An 18,549-nucleotide genomic window follows, 5' to 3' on the forward strand; every position below is an offset into this window, starting at 1 on the left:
AGGTGCATTCACCCATGATCAATTCTCTTTTGATCGCCCAGCTATTTATCGCAAGCGATTACCAAGGCTGGGTCGACAGCCAGACCCCTGCAGAACTGTGCCAGGAGTACCAGGACGGAATGATTCAGCAACAGTATCTACCGGGAGGGCGTTCGCAAACGCCCTGCGGTGAGGGAACCTTTGACGACCCTCTGGATTACATCCCTCAATAAAAGAATCAACGCCAATGGCGATTGGGGGATGATCAGGCATCGAGGTAGGAACTGATCACCGTGCTTTCGATCACGTGGCCTGCGCCACGGATCATCTCCTTGTTGTCTTCAAAGATCTTGTGCGCGACTCCAACAGGCCCCTGCTGAACCGCGCAGACTTGGCTGGGGTCGTCTTTGCTGACACCACGAAACAGTGATTTCAAACCCACAGCGGCGTGCATCTTGGCAACGTCGTCGCTGTCGTAAATCGCAGCCCATTCAGCGAAGGGAACACTGAGGTTGAACGTCCAGACCGTGGTTTCCATTGAACTGTTGAGGATGATTGATTGAAGCACCGATTCAGCGATTGATCCATATTGGCCACAACGCCAAGCGTGCGGATCAGCCCTTAGAAGCGTTACAAGCCAATCAAGACTCATGATCCCTTACGATTGGGCTAGCAATTTCTCAAAGAAGCCATGGAGTTTTCGGTCGTGATTCTCAATCAGTTTGTTGACCACTATCCAACAATCGAGTGGATCGACTGGAAAGATGACAACAGCAAACAAATGAAAAGCGAAGGCGACCACTGGGCCAAGGCGACCCTTTCAGGAACAGACATCTGGAATTGCCTAGACACGCATCAGATCGATCCGAACCACCTCGTGCAATGGAGGCCTCTCAATGACACCCTGCACAAGGTGAGCCTTCCAAGCAGAGGACGATGAAAGCCGCCTCGGTGCAGGGCAAAACAGCATTGGTCACAGGATGTTCATCAGGCATTGGCCGAGCCATCGCATTCCACCTGCGACATCAAGGTTGGAATGTCTATCCAACCGCAAGATCGGAACACGATCTTGCTCATCTGCGCAGCCACGGCTTCCAGGCTCTCCAGCTTGATGTTTTGGATCCAAGCTCCATCAAAGACTGCGTCTCATCCCTCGCCAAGAGGTGTCCAAGCGGCATTGGCGCCCTGGTGAACAACGCCGGCATCGTGATCCCAGGCGCAGTGGAAGACCTCTCACGCGAGGACCTCAGTAAACAATTTGAGGTCAATGTTTTTGGCCTGCAGGAACTAACGAACACGATTATTCCGACATTCCGCCATCAGGGATGGGGGAGGATTGTGCACATCAGCTCAATTTTTGGAGTGCTCACAGCACCAATGGTTGGTGGCTACTGCGCATCCAAATATGCCCTCGAAGCACTGGCGAATGCCCAACGCATGGAACTGCGAGGCAGCGGCGTTGCCCTAAGCCTGATCGAGCCTGGGGCCATTCGCTCCAACCTGCGCAGCAATGCCATGAAGAATCTTCAAAGCAAGCTCTCAACAAAAGGCCATTTTCATTCCGAATACAAACAAACACTTGAAAAACAAACCGCATCAAACCATCACGCGGGGCAAAGGATGCAATCACCTGAAATCGTCGCCCGCAAGGTTCTCCACGCAATAACCAGCAACCACCCAAAGAGACGATATTTTGTGACCAGCGAGGCAAAAATTGGCGCCATAGCTAGCAGAGCACTGCCAGATTTCTTGATTGATTCCTTCATGCAAGCAATCACACCTTGACGAACTGCCAACCATTCAAGTCAAGGGAAAACAATATCAATCGCCGAATCATCACTGGCATTCACATAAGCGCTGTGGGTCGGCTGAGCAATATTCATCACGACAATGCGTTGATCTTTCGTCTCAATTGCATGAAGCGTCCCCACGCTTAGCGCATAGGTGTCCCCAGCCTTCAGTGGATGGACTTCACACGATGCCGGATCAGGAACTCCATCACGAATCTTGCTGAGATGAAGCAAGCCTTCACCGTCCTGAACTATAAAGATGTCGATAATCCCATGGCGGTGGTAATGAGGTTTTTGAGACGTATGGGCTGGAATTTCAAACACAACCAGTTCGTAATCACCCTGGCGATGCAAAGATCCCTGGAGGACATTGGTCGTCGTAAGCGTTTTGCCCCGAAGAATGTCGTTGGAGTTACGAATAACAGTGAGACCCATAGCTTCTGCAGGAATTGGTTCAAAGCATAAGGACGTGCCCAGGCCGATGCAGGAGCACGGGGCAATCCTGTGGCCATGCAGTGATCAACCCTTTGAACCGAGATCCGCCAGTGAGGCGGGGAATGGTTCTTTATCTGAAGCGAAAGCGTGGAGCATCCAGACGCGAACGATAGGGCTTCGCTTGGGTTGCTCTAGAAGGTTGCGCAGGCCGGTATCGACGCGTCGGCACCGGTGTGTAACGCTCCGATGGAACTGGTTGATAGCGACGAGCGGGCAAAGGGGCGGAGCGGACCTTGTAAGCCTGAACCGGTGAGGCAGGCATCAACAGAATCAATGCAGCGAGCAGAATCTTCGTCATGATGATTGAGTGAAATCAGTTGGGAGCGAACCCCCTCGACTCCTTCAAGATCACAGCCCTTCTGGTGAACGCTGCTCCACAGCCTTGGTGCAGTTGGGGTGCAGTTCTGGTGGATTTCCGGTGAACCGCTCGATGCCAGCGGAATACAGCGCTGCCATGGGTCGTGACAACCAAATTGATAGCATTCTGAACAATGAATCATGCACTTCACTTTGAAAAAGTTTCTCTTAGCCGTTATTACACTCATTCCCACCACCTTGGCATCCACCGCCCAAGCAGCCGAATACAAAGGCACCTGTTCGTTCAACTCACTAACGATGCCTTGTTCGGTCTCTCAGAATCCATTCACATTAACGATGCGCTGGGGTGACGGTGTCACAGAAACCTATGCGCATCAGGGCAATGGCGAGTTCACTGACAAGAATGGCGGCATTTGGACAAGTAGCACTCATAACAACAATGGAATCCTTTTAAAGCACAAAAACGGCAATTCGATCAGCTTTACAGAAAACCGCTAAAAGCGGACATCAAGTTGCCAACGTTGACGCCAGCTGCGAGAGGGGGGATATGGATCAGTGACCTGGAGCGACCTGCTGGGTGAAAGGTGAGTTGACAGCAGGCAACACATACCCCGCCATTGCTGACGCACTACTGTTACTTAATTGAAGAAAATTGTGCCAGGTATTGGAGGCTGAATGATGGCTCTTATTGGTCTATTGAAGAAATAAATGATCTATAATAGGATCATTGGGATTTCGTGAAAATCGATCAGCCTAGCGGCAGGGGGGTCAGCAACACGCACATCCCTTCTCTTTACGCTCTCAGTTAATGCCTTAATCGTTGGCTTCTCCCACGCTTTCTTCTGCTTCTCGCTTTGCGAAATTCCTGCTGTATTAAAACGCCACTTGATGTCAGCGGAGAAGCGAGTTTCAAAGGCTTCGTCGTAGGAGAGATTGGCACCAATGGATAGGTCATTGTTGATGGCATATGCCAAACGACCCAAGACGCCAGATCCATCTGCTTCCCCTGCATCGCCGTTTTGGTAGTAGTAACCAATAGATGCTTTTAGGGCTGGCGTGATGTTGTAACCAGCATCCAAGCCAAAGGTATCCAGTGCTCCAGCGTTGTAGAACCAGTTGACCTTCTGCTCGGTATCACCCGTTGGGATGAGCGCATAAGCATTGAATGCCCACTTATCGCTCACCGCTTCTGCATTCACAGCAGCCTGCTGGAAGAAAACAGTTTTCTCAGTACCAAATAGTGGGACACCTGTGTCGGCATCACCCGTGCTCATTGGTCGGGTGTCATAGCCCGCATTCAGTCCATACATCCAACTGCGGTCGCCATTGAGCCAGCGATAGCCCAGACGGGATGAGGTGGAGATGGTGGTGCCAGCAACGGTGGTGTTGATGATGCTGCTGTAGTTGTTGAAATCAGCGAAGTTGGCGTTGGCGAGCACGTCAGCAAAGAAGACGCTGTTGTCTCGAACGACGAGGGGAAGGAAGCCACCAATCCCTGCCTGGTTGGGGGTGCCAGCAGCTTGGGTCTGCCCTTGGATGCCAACGCGTGGCTTGATGACGTCTTTGAGGCTGATGCTCATGACGCCAAGGTCGCCTGCACTGCCCTCTTGGGCATTGAGAGGCAGAGGCGCCATTGCAACAGCAAAAGCCAGAAGACCAATGGTGAGGCGGCGGAGCATCAAGCGGAGGCGGAGACAAAGTTTTATCCTTCCCATGCAGTCAAGCCACCGCTGCGCCCATCTGCCAGTCCTTTAGGCGGTCATCTTCCGCAACCATCAACATCTTCGGCACGAAGGGATAGGAGCAGCTCCTGCAGCAACGCGATGGTCATCTGCGTGTCGAGGGTCATTGGTCTGGCGCAACTGCTGAAAGCATTCCCCGCTGGAGCAGCTGATGGAGGGCGGCTGGGGTGCTGTCGGAACTGGATCAGATGGAGACCGACTGGATGGGCTGCATGGAGAGCCGTGATCCAGAGGCAGTTGCCGCGGCCTATCGATTGCTGGGGCATCACATGCAGCTGACGATTCAGCAGCTCGGGCCGGTTCTGGTGATCACCGAAGCGGAGCTGGAGCTGGGATGCCCACAACACGAGCAACAGGTCGGGATGCCCACGGGGATGCCCACGGACGGCCAAGCAACATAAAAGTGGACCCTTGAGATCCGCTGCACTGGAATAATTAAGGGGGCCTTCCAGCCCCCATGAGTCATTTGGGTGATAAGGCTGACTTCACCCCATCTCCCCTAAGGGTCAGGCAGCAACAGGGGCTGCTTGACGGGAGAAACGAACGATGTTGTTCGCAGTTACGGGTTTGCTCTCACCGAGCAGGCTTCAGTCACCCTCCTCATGCCCCGTCGAAACCATTGCAGCCCCGGAAAGGGAGAAATGGAGCTGAGCGGAATCGAACCGCTGTCCGAAACACTGGTGTGGATCACCTAGTCCGGAAGATCCGGACACTGCCATTCTGACAGCAGTGGTGACGTGGAGCACAGCAGCGTGGGGAGGGAACACCGCCATCCACACAGACGGCTGCCCTGCATCGCCGTGCTGCCCCAGGGCCTGGAGGCCATCGGTGCTGCCGAACTCAGTGCCCTTGGCGCCAAAGAGGTGAAGCCCTTGCGCCGTGCGGCGTCTTTTGAAGCCGAGATGGCCTGCCTCTACAGGCTGCATCTACAGGCGCGCTTGCCGTTTCGCCTGCTGCGCGAGATGAGCCATTTCCGCTGCAATGGGCGTGATGATCTTTACGACGGCATCCAGCAGGCCCTCGACTGGGAACGCTGGTTGCATCCCTCCATGAGCTTCCGGGTGGATGTCACCGGCACTGCCCCGGGCCTGAATCACAGCCATTTCACGGCCCTTCAGGTGAAAAATGCGGTGATCGATCGGCAGCGGGACCTTTGGGGAGAACGCTCGTCCATCGACCTGGAAGAACCCGATCTGAACCTGCACCTGCATCTGCACCGCGGCGAAGCCACACTCAGCCTCGATGGCTCCGGCGGCAGCCTGCACCGGCGCGGTTACCGCGCGGCCATGGGCGCGGCGCCCTTGAAGGAAAATCTGGCCGCAGGTCTGATCCAGCTTTCAGGCTGGGACGGCAGCAGCCCATTGGTGGATCCTCTCTGCGGTTCCGGCACCCTGCTGATCGAAGCAGCAGCGATGGCTCTGCAGCTTCCACCAGGACTCGATCGTGTCTTCGCTCTTGAAAGCTGGGCTGATTTCAATCTGGATCAATGGGAAGCCGAGAGACAACGCGCTAAAGCACGGGCATGCCGGGAGCGGAACCTTCCCCTGATTCAGGGGTTTGAAGCCGATCCAAGCATCGCCGATCAAGCCCGAGCCAACGTCCAGGCCGCAGGCCTGGAGCACGTCGTTGAGATCAAGACAGGATCGTTCCACCACTTCGCCCTGCCTCAGGAACCTGGAACGCTGGTGTGCAATCCGCCCTACGGCGAACGCATCGGCGCGGAAAGCGATCTGGAGAGTCTCTATTCCGATTTGGGCCGCTACGCCAAAGAACACGGATCGGGGTGGGCGCTGTGGGTGCTCAGTGGCAACCCCCAGCTCACTGGAGCTCTGCGCATGAAGGCCACCCGCAGGATTCCGATCAGCAATGGCGGCATCGACTGCCGCTGGTTGCACTACGACGTGCGCTGAAGTTCAACGGCCTAGAACAGCGCGGGTCGTGCGCGACAGTCCCTCAAGGGTCTGGGGCAGGTAAGGGCCCTTGGCCAGCATCCCGCCCACGCGCAGGCTGATGCCCGCCACCACCAGGTTGAGCACAGCCAAACCGAGCAACGCCTGAAGCAGGGACCACTCCCATGCCTCGAGCACCCAAACCAACAGGGCGGCTTCTCCGGCCACCAAGGCCAGGAGCATCAAGGTGCCGCCCATGGCCAGAAACACGCCACCACTAATCAAGCGGCGTTTTTCACGATCCACTTCTTGGAGTGCAATGCGCACGTGCAGATCCATCACGGAGCCTGCCAAGGCCGTCACCCTGGCGGCTGCACCAAGCCCGCGCGGACGGGGCTCTTGTGAACGAGGCAATTCGCTCATGAGGACCGCCGGCCACCGCTGAGCAAAGCACCCACCAACACCCCAACTCCGGCGGCAACAGCCACAGAGAGGAGAGGCCGCTCACGCAGGGGCTTCTCGATTTTCGGCCGCAGGGTGCGGTTGAGATCATCCAGCAACTGCTCAAGCTGCTCTTCGAGGGGCTCAAGGCTGTCAGCCAGATGGCGAGTTCGGTCTCCGGCCTGATGCATCAGCTCCTCAAGCTGATGGCGCACCGTCATCGAAGCGCGGTCCGTGTGTGTGGCAATCAGGTGCACCACATCATCAAGGCTTCCGCGGGTCGCTTCCAGCGCCTGATGCGTCACTTCCGGCCAGCGCCGCTGAATCTCAGGCAGGAGCGTTTCAAAGCGATCTCGGAATCGATGCGCCAGATCCTGGGGTTCTGCAGTCGACTCGGCAGGGGATGGAGCTGAATCCATGGCGATCCTGGTGGCCACCTGCAGGGTAGGGGTGGTGTCCTGCGGATGAAACCCATGCCCGTCGATCCACACCGATACGTGCTGCTTGAGCATTTCGGGGCTCCTGATGATCCCCGGGGTTGCCATCTCGACCTTCTATTGGAAGACGGTGACAGTTGCCGCAGCTGGCGGCTTGAAGCGATTCCGCTCCTGAACGGCCCTGGCCAGAGCGCCACGCCGCTCCCCCCCCACCGGCTGGTGTGGCTCGATCGAGAGGCCGCAGCGGTGTCCGGAGGACGGGGTTGGGCGCGACGGGTCGTGGGGGGGCAGTACCGCGGCACTCTTCCAGCCACGGTGGATGCGCCGTTCAGCCTGGACCTTGAAGGGATGGCGGCGATCGGGATGCCGGATCCCGTCTGTCTTTCCATGATCGAGGGTCTGTGCTGCCTCAGCCAGCCTCGAGATCAACAAACTGAACGCAACGCTTGAGCTTTTCAGGGGCTTCGCTAATTTCAGAGCGCTGACAGCCGTGGCCCCTGTTGGTTCATATCAATCAAGTTGGGCTCACGCACTTCAAGTCCTTCGGCGGGGCGATGAGCATCCCCCTGGAGCCGGGCTTCACGGTGGTGACCGGTCCGAACGGATCTGGCAAAAGCAACATTCTTGATGGCGTGCTGTTCTGCCTCGGGCTCGCGAACAGCCGTGGCATGCGGGCCGATCGCTTGCCGGATCTTGTAAACAGCGGGGTTCTCAAGGCTGGCAAGTCAGCCGAGACCACGGTGAGCGTGCGCTTCGACCTCTCGGACTGGCAACCCGATGCCGCCGAAGAGGGCATCGAGGCTCCAGAGGAAGGTCCCTGGATCCGTCCGGATCAAACCGAGTGGACGGTGACCCGCAAATTACGGGTGATGCCGGGCGGCTCCTACAGCAGCAGCTACAGCGCCGACGGAATCCCTTGCAACCTGCAGCAGCTCCAAACCCAGCTGCGACGGCTCCGCATCGATCCTGAAGGAAGCAACGTGGTGATGCAGGGCGATGTGACCCGCATCGTGTCGATGAGCAACCGGGACCGCCGCGGCCTCATTGATGAATTGGCCGGAGTGGCCCTGTTCGACACCCGCATCGAACAGACCCGCAGAAAACTGGACGATGTGCAGGAACGGCAGGAACGCTGCCGGATCGTGGAACAGGAACTTCTGGCGGCGCGTCAGCGGCTTGAGAAGGATTGCGCCAAGGCCCGCGCCTATCAGGAGCTGCGCGAGCAGCTCCAGCTGGGTCGCCGGCAGGAACTGGTTCTGGCTTACGAAGCAGCTCAGGCCGAACGCCGACGCCTGCAGCAGCGGCATCAAGACCTGGGAGATCAGGATGCCCGCGACTCCCGAGCCCTTGAAGAGCGGGAAACGACACTGCAGGACGCGGCCAGCAAGCTGAAAACACTTCAGGACAACGTCAAGGCTCTGGGAGAAGACCAGTTGCTAGGCGTGCAGGCTGAACTGGCAGGCCTCGATCCCCAAAGCCGCGAACTGGATCGGCAGGCCGCCCAGCACCAGCAGGAGGGCGAACGGCTTCAGGCCGTGCGCCATGACCTCCAGGGACGCAGAGGACAGATTCAATCCGAATCGGAGTCGCTTCGGCTCAGCGCTGATCCGGACGGGCTCGCGCGCGCGGAACAGGCTTGCCGGGATGCGGAGGCCGCCGTGGAACGCTCCCGCCGGCAGCTGGGCGAGGTGGCGGGCCGCTCAGGCACCTGGATTGAGGAGCAACGCCAGCGCAGCTCCCGCCGCCAGCAGCTGCAGGCCTCCCTGGCCCCTCTTCAGGATGAGCGTCAGCAACTCAAAGAGCGGCTGCGCCAAGCGGAGGAACGCAAGCTCGACCTGGAGCAGGAGCGAGATCAAGACGGTGCGGAAGACCACAAGGTGCAGAGGCTGCTGGAGCAACTGGAACAGGAGTGGCAGACCCTGCTCAACGCAATCCGTACGGGACAGGAGCAGCTGCAGCAGTTGGCGGAGTCCTTGGCGATTCAGCAGCGCACCCGCGCCCGCCTGGAGCAGGAACAGACGCGACTGGAACGGGACATTGCGCGACAGGACAGTCGGCGTGAAGCCCTTCAGGAGAGCCGCGGCACTGGAGCCCTGCGCCTCCTACTCGAATCCGGACTGGAAGGAATCCATGGACCGGTCGCCCAGCTTGGGGAGGTGGAGGAGCGCCATCGCATGGCTCTCGAGGTGGCGGCCGGTGCACGTATGGGACAGGTGGTGGTGGACGACGACCGCATCGCTGCACGGGCCATCGATCTACTGAAAAGCCGTAGAGCCGGACGTCTCACCTTTCTGCCACTGAACAAGATCCGGGCCCCTGGCGGTGGTGGCGGCTCCGCCATGGCCCGCGGACGCAGACCGGACGGTGGCAACGCCGATGGCCTCATCGGCAGAGCCGTCGACCTGATCCGGTACGAACCGATTTACGGCGAGGTGTTCGCCTATGTGTTCGGGGACACCCAGGTCTTCACAGACCTGGGCAGTGCCCGACGCGTCCTGGGCCGCTCCCGGGCCGTCACCCTCGAAGGCGAGCTTCTGGAAAAGAGCGGAGCCATGACCGGCGGAAGCCTGAGCCAGCGCAGCGGCAGCCTGAGCTTCGGCGTGAGCAACGACGGTGACGAAGCGGCTCCCCTGCGCCAACGCCTCCTGGAGCTGGGGGAAACCCTGGCTGCCTGCTGCCGTGAAGAGCAACGCCTGACGGCACAGATTGAGGAGCAACGCCCGGGATTGCGCCAGCTTGAGCAACGCCAAGCAGCCCTGGAGGCGGAACGCCAGGCAGCGCGCCGCTCCCACGGCCCCCTGCTGGAACGCCTGCAGCAACGTCAGCGCAGGCTTCAGGAGCTGCAGGAGACAGGCAGCCAGGAGAACCGTCGCCTCCAGGACATCGAGACGGCGCTGACACCTCTGCAAACCGAGCTCCAGCAACTGGATCAGCAGGACGCCAAGGTGGAACCCAACGGTGACGCCGAACGCTGGCAAGCCCTCCAACAAACCCTTGAACAGGCTGACGGAGCCTTAGAGGCGGCCCGCCGTCAGCGCGACACCCTGCTGCAGCAAGACCGGGAGCGGCAGATGTCGGGTCAGCGCTTGGCGGATCAGCTGCAGGCTCTCGAACGCGAGGAACAATCTCTCCAAGAGGCTGTGAAAGCCCTTGCCGAAACCCATGGCCGTTGGCGGCAGCAGCAGCAGGATCTGAAAACCCGGCGCGATGCCCTCAACGTTCAGCAACAGGAGCTGCAGACACGTTTCGGCGAGGAACGTCGCGCCCGCGATGAAGCAGAGGCCACCGTTGCGGAGCAACGACAGGGGCTGCAGCAGGCGCGCTGGGAATTGGAACGGTTGCGCGAGGAACGGGCGGGCCTGGAGGAGCAGTTGCGCAGCGGCAGCATTCGCCTGGAGGAGCTGAAATCGTCTCTGCCAGACCCACTGCCGGAGATCAGCGATGGCGTTCGTGACGGTGGTCTTGAGGCTCTGCAGGAGCAGCTTCAGCAGCTTCAACGGCGCATGGAGGCCCTGGAGCCTGTGAACATGCTGGCGCTGGAAGAGCTGCAAGAGCTCGAACAACGCCTTGGCGATCTCGGCGAACGCCTTGCTGTTCTTAGTCAGGAACGGGAGGAACTGCTGTTGCGGATCGGAACAGTGGCCACGCTCCGCCAGGAGGCCTTCATGGAGGCCTTCGAAGCAGTGGATGGTCATTTCCGCGAAATCTTCGCGAGCCTCTCCGATGGCGACGGCAAGCTCCAACTCGACAATGCCGATGACCCCCTTGAGGGAGGCCTGACCCTGGTCGCCCACCCCAAGGGCAAGGCAGTGCGTCGTTTGGCGGCGATGTCAGGCGGGGAGAAATCTCTCACCGCTCTGAGCTTCCTGTTTGCGCTGCAGCGTTTCAGACCTTCGCCCTTCTATGCCCTCGATGAGGTGGACAGTTTTCTGGACGGCGTGAATGTGGAGCGTCTGGCGGCGCTGATCGCCCGACAGGCCGAGCAGGCCCAGTTCCTTGTCGTGAGCCACCGCAGACCCATGATCGGTGCCTCGACCAGAACCATCGGCGTGACCCAGGCTCGGGGCGCCCACACCCAGGTGGTTGGCCTTCCAGATGCAGCCTGACGAGCCGGTGTCTGCTCCTTGCGTCAAAATGGCGCAAATCCCTCCGGCTGAGGCCTGCGGTTGAGTTTGTCGTCGTCTTCTAATGATCCTCTGGCCAACGTGCCCAGTGATCGCCTCTGGCTGAGATCAGAGCTCATGGGCACCCAGGTGATCACCCGCGATACCGGACGTCGCCTCGGTGTGGTGGGTGAGGTGATCGTGGACATTGACGGCCGCGAAGTCGTGGCCCTTGGTTTGCGCGATAACCCTCTCACCCGATTCCTTCCGGGGCTTCCCCGCTGGATGCCCCTCGATCGCATCCGTCAGGTGGGCGACGTGATCCTCGTGGATTCCGCCGATTCACTGAGTGAAGCCTTTTCACCCGAGCGCTACAGCCGCGTGATCAACTGCCAGGTGATCACCGAATCGGGCCAGCAACTCGGCAGGGTGCTTGGCTTCTCTTTCGATATCGAAACCGGAGAACTCACCACACTCGTGATGGGGGCCGTGGGCGTGCCCCTCTTAGGTGAAGGAGTTCTCAGCACCTGGGAGATCCCAGTCGACGAAATCGTGAGCAGCGGGGCTGACCGGATCATTGTGTACGAGGGGGCTGAGGAGAAACTCAAGCAGCTCAACAGTGGTTTTCTCGAAAAGCTGGGCGTTGGTGGCCCCAGCTGGGAAGAGCAAGAACGCGAGCGCTACAGGGTGAACGTGGTGCCTGTGGAGAACCAGTTGAGCTCTGGCCAGAGCACTGAAGACACCCCCCGGCAGCTGGAAGCTTCCTCCTCCCAGAGGTTTGACGTGGACCAGGCCGAGCTGGAGTACGTGGAACTCGAGCAACCCCGCCAGGACGAGGCCCGCCGCAGGCGTTATCTCGATGAACTGCCACTCGAGGAAGACCCTGAACGCTACCCATCTCAGGAGAGCTATCAGTCCCGCAATCGCTATCAGCCTCAAGAGCGCTATCAGCCACCCAGCAACGATCTGCCCCGAGACCTTGATCAGGATCGGGACTTTGACGCCGAGCCGCCTCTCTACGACGAAGCCCCAGCGCAGCCCCGCAGCGATCAACGACCGCGGCCGGCATCGCGGCGGCCGATCGAGCGACCAGGCGAACCTTTGGATGTAGAGCCCCTGGATCAGGATCCCCAGCCCAGATCACCCAGGGAACCGATGGATGACCCCTGGTAAATCCAGTGGTTAAAAAGCTGGGCTGGGGTCCTACCCCTTGAACTGGAGGGACGCGCTGTTCACGCAGTAACGCTGCCCTGTGGGCGCAGGACCATCTGGGAACACATGTCCCAGATGGGCATCGCAGCGGGCACAGAGAATTTCGGTACGCACCATGCCATGGGCGCGGTCCTCCTTAGTGCGAATCGCCCCTGAGCTCACCCCATCCCAGAAACTCGGCCAGCCTGTCCCGGACTCGAACTTGGTGCTCGAACTGAACAGCGGCGCATCGCAGCAGATGCAGTGATACGTGCCGTCGTCCTTGTGATTCCAATAAGCCCCTGTGAAAGCGCGTTCAGTTCCCCCCTGACGGGCAACCTGAAACTGCTCAGGGGTGAGCTGCTCTCTCCATTCGTCAGGAGAACGCTCCATGCGGTCGCCTTCGGTTGGTAAAGAGCTGGACATCATCTTGAGGCAATTGGCGCGGACCCTAATCGGAAAGCGCTCTCGGGAGCAGCTCCCTCACTTCCTCGGCCAGAGCCGCCACGGCACCGGGCTGGCCGCGCAATCGGCGCAGATCCTCACGCTGACCATCCAGACGTTGCGGGGCCTGAAGCCACTCCATGGCCTCTCCGGCGATCTCCTCAGGCGTGATCGGCCCGACACGCTCAGGAACCACCATCCGTCCGGCAGCAATATTCGGCCAAGCCAGCAGGCCATGGTTTCGCATGCGCCAGGCGCTGAGGAGAAGTCCGATGAGCCGTCGCAGTCCTGGAAGCCTGGCGAGCAGACCCAGCCAGCCATCCCAGGCCTGCATCACGCCCAGATGTTGCGTTGGCACCAGCACGATCATCGGCACCCCAAGGGCCCCGAGCTCAGCGGTATTGGCTCCCACGGTGGTGAGAGCAAGCGCACACTGACTGAGTGCAGCGTGCGCAGGCGGGTCTTCCTGCAGGTGAATCACCGTGCCGGCATGGGTCAGCAGGCGTCGCCATGGCCAGTGCTCATCGGCGGGCAACAGGGAGTGAATACCACCGCGGTAGTTGGAGGCAATCGCATTGGTTGCACCAGAGAAGCGCATGAGCTCGTCTGGATTGGTGGTGGGTGCCACCGGCAACAGGAATTGGCAGTTGGGCAGCTGGGCGGCCAAACGATCGGCAGTCTCCAGCAGGAACGGCATGCCCACACACAACTTGGCAGGTTTTGACCCGGGCATCAACGCCACCCAGAGCCCTTCAGGCAATGGGTCCCTGCCTTTGGCGTCATCGGACAGATCCGCCATCAAGTCCCCAACAACACGGCACCGCGGCCGGAAACGCCTGGGCAGCTGTTCAAGCACCGCTGGAGCCATGGCGGCGATCCGATCGTTCCAACGGGGCCAACGTGCCACCCACTCGGCATAGGTGATGTGGCGATACCCAAGCCGAGCGGACAACAACACAGTCCAAAACTGATCACCACCCAGAAACACCACCACACCGCGAGATGGCCAGGGGCCGTAGCGAGCGGGATTCAGCAAGAGACGCCAGAAACGTCGCGCCGGAACAATGCGATCAAACTGCCCCCAGCGCGCAGCTGCTTCAGCCTCTGTGCCCGTGGCATTCGGGCAGGGAACCAACACCAGACGAAGGCTGATCTGAGAACCAGGAGCCCTGGGCCGCATCAAGAGGCGACGATGCAGCTGTTCTGCCAAGGGCCGAACCCACGTAGCGAGCTCTCCAGGCCCGTTGGAAACAAAAATGATGGAGAGCGTCTGATCTGTGAGTCTCGTCGTCACGCGCGACAGATCAGAGAGGAAAGAAGTGCGGATGGCGAGACTTGAACTCGCAAGGCCGAAGCCACACGCCCCTCAAACGTGCGTGTCTACCAATTCCACCACATCCGCGTGGTCGACGCAGCCGCTCGGGCCTTGTCGAGGATCGATCATACCGGCTCATGGTGCAGCCCTCTCCTGAAGCCCCTGTCAGGCAGGGTGAAAAAGGATGCGTAGAACGGACGCTGATACGATCCGCCCTGGCCTGGAAACTGCGGGATGTCCATCGGCAAGGTGCTGATCGCCAACCGCGGCGAAATCGCTCTGAGGATCCTGAGGAGCTGCCGTGAGATGGGAATCGCCACGGTCGCTGTCTACAGCACCGTTGATCGCAATGCCCTACACGTGCAACTGGCAGACGAAGCAGTGTGCGTTGGTGAGGGCCCCAGCAACCGCAGCTACCTAGATATCCCCAACATCCTGGCCGCGGCCACCTCACGTGGGGCTGATGCCATCCATCCCGGCTACGGCTTTCTCGCGGAGAACGACCGTTTTGCGGAGATCTGCAGAGATCACGGGATCACGTTCGTAGGCCCATCCCCCCACGCGATCCGCTCCATGGGGGATAAGTCCACGGCCAAAACCACCATGCAGGCCGTGGGGGTTCCCACCGTGCCGGGCAGCGAAGGCCTTCTGTCTGGACCAGACGAAGCGGCCGACCTGGCCATGGCCATGGGATATCCCGTGATGATCAAGGCCACAGCCGGCGGTGGTGGCCGGGGCATGCGTCTCGTTCAGTCAGCGGATCAACTGGAGAATTTGTTCAAGGCCGCCCAGGGGGAGGCCGAAGCAGCGTTCGGCAACCCTGGGCTCTATATGGAGAAATTCATCGACAGGCCCCGCCACGTTGAGGTTCAGGTGCTCGCTGACCGCCACGGCCATGTGGTGCACCTCGGTGAGCGCGACTGCTCGATTCAGCGACGGCACCAGAAGCTACTGGAGGAAGCGCCCAGCCCTGCTCTGGATGAGGACCTGCGCTTGCGCATGGGCGAAGCGGCCGTCGCGGCAGCACGCAGCATCAACTACGAGGGTGCAGGCACCGTTGAATTCCTGCTCGATCGCAGCGGCGGCTTCTATTTCATGGAGATGAACACCCGCATCCAGGTGGAACATCCCGTCACAGAAATGGTGACAGGCATCGACCTGATCGCGGAGCAGCTGCGCATCGCTGGGGGTGAGCCCATCAGCGTCTCTCAGGACCAGATCGAACTGCGCGGGCATGCCATCGAGTGCCGGATCAACGCCGAAGATGCAACCCACAATTTCCGGCCTGCTCCCGGGCGGATCACCGGATGGCTTCCTCCAGGAGGCCCAGGTGTCCGCGTCGACAGCCACGTGTATACCGGCTACGACATCCCACCCTTCTACGACTCACTGATCGGAAAGTTGATTGTTTGGGGACCTGATCGGGAAGCGGCCATCAGCCGCATGCGCAGAGCCTTGAACGAATGCGCCATCACGGGAATTCCCACCACTGTGGATTTTCACCTGCGCATGCTGGAGCGGCCAGAGTTCCTGCAGGGTGACGTCCACACCAAATTCGTGGAACAGGAGATGCTCTGAACACAGCGGGCCGCAAGCAGTCTCAAGCGATCGTCTGAGCGCGCTGCAACACCATCGTGAACAGCCCCTGCTGCCCCACCAGCAACTCACGGATCAAACTCACGATCCCAACCCAGATCACAGGGGTCACATCAACCCCACCGATGGGGGACACCACGCGACGGGTCAGCGCAAGCACCGGTTCAGTGGGCAAGGCGATCACCGCCCAGGGTGCGGCCTTCAAATCCACCTGGGGATACCAGGTGAGCACGATGCGCAGAAGGAACATCAGACTCCAGGCTGCCAGCAGCAATCCCAACAGCGGATTCAAAAGAGACAGCACCTGGAGCAAGGTGGGCGTCACAAACCTCAAAGCAATCGAAGCGACATCGTAGAAACATGCCAGCGATCCCTAGGATCGTTGCGTTTCCGTCCAGATCGTCAGCCCCGGCGCGCTCGCTATGACCCCCTCCCTCGCCAATTTCCTCAGCAGCCTGGTCTGGGGTGCCGTCATCGTTGTTGTCCCGGCCTCCATCGGTCTCTTTTTCTTGAGCCAGACCGACCGCGTCGATCGCAAACTCTGATCGCTCTGGCGCGCTTCGTAGACTTATTAGGTCAGTGCTTGTTTGATCGAGAGCTGACAACCGTTTCCCGGGGGCCTCAACGTGGTTAACGCCAGTCTTAATTGGGCCAGCATTGTTGGAATCGTGCTGGCCGTTGGCGGCGCAATGCTGTATTTCATGCGCAGCTTCAAGCCAGCGCTGGCTCGCGATTACGACGTCTTTTTTGCGGCCATCGGTCTTCTCTGTGGAGGAATTCTGTTCTTCCAGGGATGGCGTCTGGACCCAATCCTCCAGTTCGGTCAGTTCCTCCTCGCTGGCACCACGGTCTTTTTCGCCTACGAAAGCGTGCGCCTCCGTGGTATTTCCGCAGAGCAGGCCAAACGCTCGGCCTATTTCGATGACGAGCCCCCGACCCGCGCTCCCGCCGGTGGCCTGCGCGGGGGATACGACGATGCTTATGACCGCTTCGACGAACCTCAACCCCTGAGGCGCCGCTTCGCCGGCAGAGAGTTCGACGAGGCTGAGCCGGAAGACCAAGACTTCTACAGACCGCGGCGGAACCCCCGCGCTGCCATCCCTGAAGAGGCTGCAAGCCGCAGGCGAGGCCGCAGCGAGGCCTCCAGTGGCTGGAACGGTGATTCAGAGCAGGATCGACGCATGGCGCGATTCGGCAATCGTGAGGATGAGCCCCTTCGCTCTGGCCCCAGCTTCGGCGACCGACGCAGCCAAAGGGAAGATCAGCGCCGCGGCAGCCGACCCAATCCCGCAGCCAGTCGTTCAGCCAATCCGACCCCAACAGCGGAACGGAGCAGTGCTCCAACCCAACAGCCCCAAGGCAGCAGGCCTGTGGGCCGTTCCCAAGCCGGCGTCCCCCAAGGCACTCCTCTGCGCCAAAAGGCCGAGGACGCTTCCTTCACCCCGAGTGAGCGCACGACGCCCACACCAGCGCGCAGGCCTTCAGGACCCACTGCTGCCAGAACTGATAGCGCTGATCGCACGCCACCACGCAGTTCCCGTCCACGGGACAACAGTTCCCGTTTCGACGACTGAAGCGTCTGATCCTGGTGCTCTTGCTGGCTGGTCTTACCCAAGCTGGCTGCAGCGGCAGAAGCCGCCGAGCTCCGAGTGGACTGGCACCAACCCAACAGCAGCAACCCAGCCTGAGTGGGGATGGCAGCAAACTGGCCGTAATCGTCGATCAACGCGGGCGACCAACCGTGCAACTGAGGGATCTCAAGAGCGGGCAGCTTCTGCAACTCCGCCACTTTTCTCACCACCAGCCTCACAGCTCACCGTCGCTGAGTTGGAACGGTCGCTACCTCGCCGCTGTGATTCAGCGGGGCAACCGCCGACTTGTGCTGATCGAAGACCGTCTCACAGGCCGGGCCCATCCACTGAGGCTTCCTGCAGGACGTGATCCTGTGAACCTCAGCCTGGCACCGAATGGACGCGAACTGGCTGTTCAAACGGCTGAGCAGGGGCGTTGGCAGGTTGAGGTGTTCGACCTCAGCGAACTGCTTGAACCCGATCGTCCTGGAGGGCGTCGCGAAACAACAACCCCGCAGGAACCTTGAAGGGGTGGTGGGGACCAGTGATCCTGGCTTCAGTGCTGGGCATCAGCATCGCGGGGTGCTCCGGTTCCGGCATGCGTCCGCAACCGGGCTTGAATTCCGCACTGCGGCGCAGTGCAGACAGTCGCCGGCAACCAGCCCTAGGGCAGCGGTGGCTGGTGTCGATCGCAAACCGAAACGGACGGGAACGCATTGAGCTGGTGGATTTGCGCACGCGCCAACCGGTGCCTCTGCCTGGACTCAATCAAGCCGGAAGCCAACCGGTGAGCGTGAGCGTGAGCGCCAATGGCCAGCGCATTGCTCTCGTTCGCACCCGGGAGGGACGCACAGAGCTGATGCTCTACCGACGAAGCGCCGGAGCTCTTCAGCGACTGCCAGTCGAACCGTCAGGAGTTCCGAGGGAGGTGAGCCTTGATGGCGAAGGCAAGCGTCTGGCCGTCCAGGTGAGTCGCCAGGGGCGCTGGGACGTGGATGTGATCCGACTCCCCTGATCAGCGCAGGAAACCAGCCCAGTGCAAAAAGGTGTCGTGGCTGATGGCTTCGACCGCCAGCACAGCGACAAAACCAATCATTGCGAAGCGTCCATTGACCCGTTCGGCGTATGCACTCCAGCCAAAGGCCGGAATATCACTCGTCGTCGCACTGGTGGTAGGAGTCGACTCGGACTCAGGCCCCTTAACACTCGCGTCGGCACTGCTGGTCGTCATGCGTAGG

The 18,549-nt window shown here is 60.1% G+C and carries 23 protein-coding genes and 1 tRNA gene; 14 read left to right on the forward strand and 10 right to left on the reverse strand.

Annotation, left to right across the window (positions count from 1 at the left end; all coding sequences use genetic code 11):
* Positions 1 to 14 precede the first annotated feature (14 nt).
* Positions 15 to 212 (forward strand): hypothetical protein, encoded by a 198-nt coding sequence (locus SynPROS71_RS11320; RefSeq protein ID WP_186595171.1) that lies wholly within the window; start codon positions 15 to 17, stop codon positions 210 to 212.
* A gap of 32 nt (positions 213 to 244) precedes the next feature.
* Here the strand turns inward: SynPROS71_RS11320 and SynPROS71_RS11325 are convergent, their stop codons facing one another.
* Positions 245 to 517 (reverse strand): DUF3764 family protein, encoded by a 273-nt coding sequence (locus SynPROS71_RS11325; RefSeq protein ID WP_186595173.1) that lies wholly within the window; start codon positions 515 to 517, stop codon positions 245 to 247.
* Between the two features lie 153 nt (positions 518 to 670).
* On the opposite strand from SynPROS71_RS11325, the gene SynPROS71_RS11330 reads away from it, so the two are divergent.
* Together SynPROS71_RS11330 and SynPROS71_RS11335 are read left to right on the forward strand one after the other, a co-directional pair.
* On the forward strand, positions 671 to 919 hold the full coding sequence (locus SynPROS71_RS11330) for a hypothetical protein (protein WP_186595175.1): 249 nt from the start codon (positions 671 to 673) through the stop codon (positions 917 to 919).
* Positions 916 to 1,764 (forward strand): SDR family NAD(P)-dependent oxidoreductase, encoded by an 849-nt coding sequence (locus SynPROS71_RS11335; protein WP_186595177.1) that lies wholly within the window; start codon positions 916 to 918, stop codon positions 1,762 to 1,764. The genes SynPROS71_RS11330 and SynPROS71_RS11335 overlap by 4 nt, the downstream gene beginning before the upstream one ends.
* Before the next feature lie 20 nt (positions 1,765 to 1,784).
* Here SynPROS71_RS11335 and SynPROS71_RS11340 read toward each other — a convergent pair whose 3' ends face one another.
* Positions 1,785 to 2,204 carry a cupin domain-containing protein gene (locus SynPROS71_RS11340; protein WP_186595178.1) on the reverse strand — a complete coding sequence of 140 codons (420 nt, stop codon included), beginning with the start codon at positions 2,202 to 2,204 and terminating at the stop codon, positions 1,785 to 1,787.
* Positions 2,205 to 2,762: 558 nt separating this feature from the next.
* Here SynPROS71_RS11340 and SynPROS71_RS11345 point away from each other — a divergent pair.
* Positions 2,763 to 3,080 carry a hypothetical protein gene (locus SynPROS71_RS11345; RefSeq protein ID WP_186595179.1) on the forward strand — a complete coding sequence of 106 codons (318 nt, stop codon included), beginning with the start codon at positions 2,763 to 2,765 and terminating at the stop codon, positions 3,078 to 3,080.
* 215 nt (positions 3,081 to 3,295) lie between these two features.
* Here the strand turns inward: SynPROS71_RS11345 and SynPROS71_RS11350 are convergent, their stop codons facing one another.
* Complete coding sequence (locus tag SynPROS71_RS11350; RefSeq protein WP_186595180.1) at positions 3,296 to 4,261, reverse strand: carbamoyl-phosphate synthase L chain; 966 nt, start codon at positions 4,259 to 4,261, stop codon at positions 3,296 to 3,298.
* A gap of 230 nt (positions 4,262 to 4,491) precedes the next feature.
* Between SynPROS71_RS11350 and SynPROS71_RS11355 the strand changes: the two genes are divergently transcribed.
* Together SynPROS71_RS11355 and SynPROS71_RS11365 are read left to right on the forward strand one after the other, a co-directional pair.
* A complete protein-coding gene (locus SynPROS71_RS11355; protein WP_186595181.1) occupies positions 4,492 to 4,725 on the forward strand; it encodes a hypothetical protein in 234 nt (77 codons plus the stop codon).
* A gap of 336 nt (positions 4,726 to 5,061) precedes the next feature.
* Positions 5,062 to 6,234, forward strand: a complete 1,173-nt coding sequence (locus tag SynPROS71_RS11365) for a class I SAM-dependent RNA methyltransferase (protein ID WP_186595182.1) — start codon at positions 5,062 to 5,064, stop codon at positions 6,232 to 6,234.
* 3 nt (positions 6,235 to 6,237) lie between these two features.
* On the opposite strand, the gene SynPROS71_RS11370 is transcribed toward SynPROS71_RS11365, so the two are convergent.
* Together SynPROS71_RS11370 and SynPROS71_RS11375 are read right to left on the reverse strand one after the other, a co-directional pair.
* Complete coding sequence (locus SynPROS71_RS11370; RefSeq protein WP_186595183.1) at positions 6,238 to 6,636, reverse strand: phage holin family protein; 399 nt, start codon at positions 6,634 to 6,636, stop codon at positions 6,238 to 6,240.
* The gene (locus tag SynPROS71_RS11375; protein WP_255442519.1) at positions 6,633 to 7,073 is read right to left on the reverse strand and encodes a hypothetical protein; all 441 of its coding nucleotides are present in this window, start codon (positions 7,071 to 7,073) and stop codon (positions 6,633 to 6,635) included. The genes SynPROS71_RS11370 and SynPROS71_RS11375 overlap by 4 nt, the downstream gene beginning before the upstream one ends.
* 54 nt (positions 7,074 to 7,127) lie before the next feature.
* Between SynPROS71_RS11375 and SynPROS71_RS11380 the strand changes: the two genes are divergently transcribed.
* From SynPROS71_RS11380 to SynPROS71_RS11390, 3 genes are all read left to right on the forward strand, one after another.
* Positions 7,128 to 7,541, forward strand: coding sequence for a hypothetical protein (locus SynPROS71_RS11380; protein ID WP_186595185.1), 414 nt, complete (start codon positions 7,128 to 7,130; stop codon positions 7,539 to 7,541).
* Between the two features lie 104 nt (positions 7,542 to 7,645).
* A complete protein-coding gene (gene smc / locus SynPROS71_RS11385) occupies positions 7,646 to 11,197 on the forward strand; it encodes a chromosome segregation protein SMC (protein WP_370586823.1) in 3,552 nt (1,183 codons plus the stop codon).
* A 60-nt stretch (positions 11,198 to 11,257) separates the two neighbouring features.
* Positions 11,258 to 12,367 (forward strand): PRC-barrel domain-containing protein, encoded by a 1,110-nt coding sequence (locus tag SynPROS71_RS11390; RefSeq protein ID WP_186595189.1) that lies wholly within the window; start codon positions 11,258 to 11,260, stop codon positions 12,365 to 12,367.
* A gap of 30 nt (positions 12,368 to 12,397) precedes the next feature.
* Here SynPROS71_RS11390 and msrB read toward each other — a convergent pair whose 3' ends face one another.
* The 3 genes from msrB to SynPROS71_RS11405 form a co-directional block, all read right to left on the reverse strand.
* A complete protein-coding gene (gene msrB, locus SynPROS71_RS11395; RefSeq protein ID WP_186595190.1) occupies positions 12,398 to 12,811 on the reverse strand; it encodes a peptide-methionine (R)-S-oxide reductase MsrB in 414 nt (137 codons plus the stop codon).
* 25 nt (positions 12,812 to 12,836) lie between these two features.
* Positions 12,837 to 14,123, reverse strand: coding sequence for a glycosyl transferase (locus SynPROS71_RS11400; RefSeq protein ID WP_186595192.1), 1,287 nt, complete (start codon positions 14,121 to 14,123; stop codon positions 12,837 to 12,839).
* A gap of 26 nt (positions 14,124 to 14,149) precedes the next feature.
* Positions 14,150 to 14,231: transfer RNA gene (locus SynPROS71_RS11405), tRNA-Leu, on the reverse strand.
* Positions 14,232 to 14,378: 147 nt separating this feature from the next.
* On the opposite strand from SynPROS71_RS11405, the gene accC reads away from it, so the two are divergent.
* On the forward strand, positions 14,379 to 15,722 hold the full coding sequence (gene accC, locus SynPROS71_RS11410; RefSeq protein WP_186595193.1) for an acetyl-CoA carboxylase biotin carboxylase subunit: 1,344 nt from the start codon (positions 14,379 to 14,381) through the stop codon (positions 15,720 to 15,722).
* A gap of 22 nt (positions 15,723 to 15,744) precedes the next feature.
* Here the strand turns inward: accC and SynPROS71_RS11415 are convergent, their stop codons facing one another.
* Complete coding sequence (locus SynPROS71_RS11415) at positions 15,745 to 16,065, reverse strand: YggT family protein (RefSeq protein ID WP_186595195.1); 321 nt, start codon at positions 16,063 to 16,065, stop codon at positions 15,745 to 15,747.
* Positions 16,066 to 16,162: 97 nt separating this feature from the next.
* Here SynPROS71_RS11415 and psbX point away from each other — a divergent pair, with 97 nt between their 5' ends.
* From psbX to SynPROS71_RS11435, 4 genes are all read left to right on the forward strand, one after another.
* Positions 16,163 to 16,285: a photosystem II reaction center X protein gene (psbX, locus tag SynPROS71_RS11420; RefSeq protein ID WP_006043150.1), complete on the forward strand. Its 123-nt coding sequence runs from the start codon at positions 16,163 to 16,165 to the stop codon at positions 16,283 to 16,285.
* An 81-nt stretch (positions 16,286 to 16,366) separates the two neighbouring features.
* Positions 16,367 to 17,314, forward strand: a complete 948-nt coding sequence (locus SynPROS71_RS11425) for a Ycf66 family protein (protein WP_186595197.1) — start codon at positions 16,367 to 16,369, stop codon at positions 17,312 to 17,314.
* Positions 17,315 to 17,337: 23 nt separating this feature from the next.
* On the forward strand, positions 17,338 to 17,838 hold the full coding sequence (locus SynPROS71_RS11430; RefSeq protein ID WP_370586877.1) for a TolB family protein: 501 nt from the start codon (positions 17,338 to 17,340) through the stop codon (positions 17,836 to 17,838).
* On the forward strand, positions 17,835 to 18,326 hold the full coding sequence (locus SynPROS71_RS11435) for a hypothetical protein (RefSeq protein ID WP_186595200.1): 492 nt from the start codon (positions 17,835 to 17,837) through the stop codon (positions 18,324 to 18,326). Before SynPROS71_RS11430 ends, SynPROS71_RS11435 begins: the two co-directional genes overlap by 4 nt.
* Here SynPROS71_RS11435 and SynPROS71_RS11440 read toward each other — a convergent pair whose 3' ends face one another.
* Complete coding sequence (locus SynPROS71_RS11440) at positions 18,327 to 18,542, reverse strand: chlorophyll a/b-binding protein (protein ID WP_186595201.1); 216 nt, start codon at positions 18,540 to 18,542, stop codon at positions 18,327 to 18,329.
* Positions 18,543 to 18,549 lie beyond the last annotated feature (7 nt).

The sequence above is a fragment of the Synechococcus sp. PROS-7-1 genome (genome assembly GCF_014279795.1).
Lineage (GTDB): Bacteria > Cyanobacteriota > Cyanobacteriia > PCC-6307 > Cyanobiaceae > Synechococcus_C.

Excerpts from the sequence above, each read along its gene's own strand:
- SynPROS71_RS11440 (WP_186595201.1), bottom strand. The coding sequence starts at position 18,542 with ATGACGACCAGCAGTGCCGACGCGAGTGTTAAGGGGCCTGAGTCCGAG.
- SynPROS71_RS11375 (WP_255442519.1), bottom strand. The coding sequence starts at position 7,073 with ATGGATTCAGCTCCATCCCCTGCCGAGTCGACTGCAGAACCCCAGGAT.
- SynPROS71_RS11380 (WP_186595185.1), top strand. The coding sequence starts at position 7,128 with ATGCCCGTCGATCCACACCGATACGTGCTGCTTGAGCATTTCGGGGCT.
- msrB (WP_186595190.1), bottom strand. The coding sequence starts at position 12,811 with ATGTCCAGCTCTTTACCAACCGAAGGCGACCGCATGGAGCGTTCTCCT.
- SynPROS71_RS11340 (WP_186595178.1), bottom strand. The coding sequence starts at position 2,204 with ATGGGTCTCACTGTTATTCGTAACTCCAACGACATTCTTCGGGGCAAA.
- psbX (WP_006043150.1), top strand. The coding sequence starts at position 16,163 with ATGACCCCCTCCCTCGCCAATTTCCTCAGCAGCCTGGTCTGGGGTGCC.
- SynPROS71_RS11320 (WP_186595171.1), top strand. The coding sequence starts at position 15 with ATGATCAATTCTCTTTTGATCGCCCAGCTATTTATCGCAAGCGATTAC.
- SynPROS71_RS11350 (WP_186595180.1), bottom strand. The coding sequence starts at position 4,261 with ATGCTCCGCCGCCTCACCATTGGTCTTCTGGCTTTTGCTGTTGCAATG.
- smc (WP_370586823.1), top strand. The coding sequence starts at position 7,646 with ATGAGCATCCCCCTGGAGCCGGGCTTCACGGTGGTGACCGGTCCGAAC.
- SynPROS71_RS11345 (WP_186595179.1), top strand. The coding sequence starts at position 2,763 with ATGCACTTCACTTTGAAAAAGTTTCTCTTAGCCGTTATTACACTCATT.
- SynPROS71_RS11325 (WP_186595173.1), bottom strand. The coding sequence starts at position 517 with ATGGAAACCACGGTCTGGACGTTCAACCTCAGTGTTCCCTTCGCTGAA.
- accC (WP_186595193.1), top strand. The coding sequence starts at position 14,379 with ATGTCCATCGGCAAGGTGCTGATCGCCAACCGCGGCGAAATCGCTCTG.
- SynPROS71_RS11330 (WP_186595175.1), top strand. The coding sequence starts at position 671 with ATGGAGTTTTCGGTCGTGATTCTCAATCAGTTTGTTGACCACTATCCA.
- SynPROS71_RS11335 (WP_186595177.1), top strand. The coding sequence starts at position 916 with ATGAAAGCCGCCTCGGTGCAGGGCAAAACAGCATTGGTCACAGGATGT.
- SynPROS71_RS11370 (WP_186595183.1), bottom strand. The coding sequence starts at position 6,636 with ATGAGCGAATTGCCTCGTTCACAAGAGCCCCGTCCGCGCGGGCTTGGT.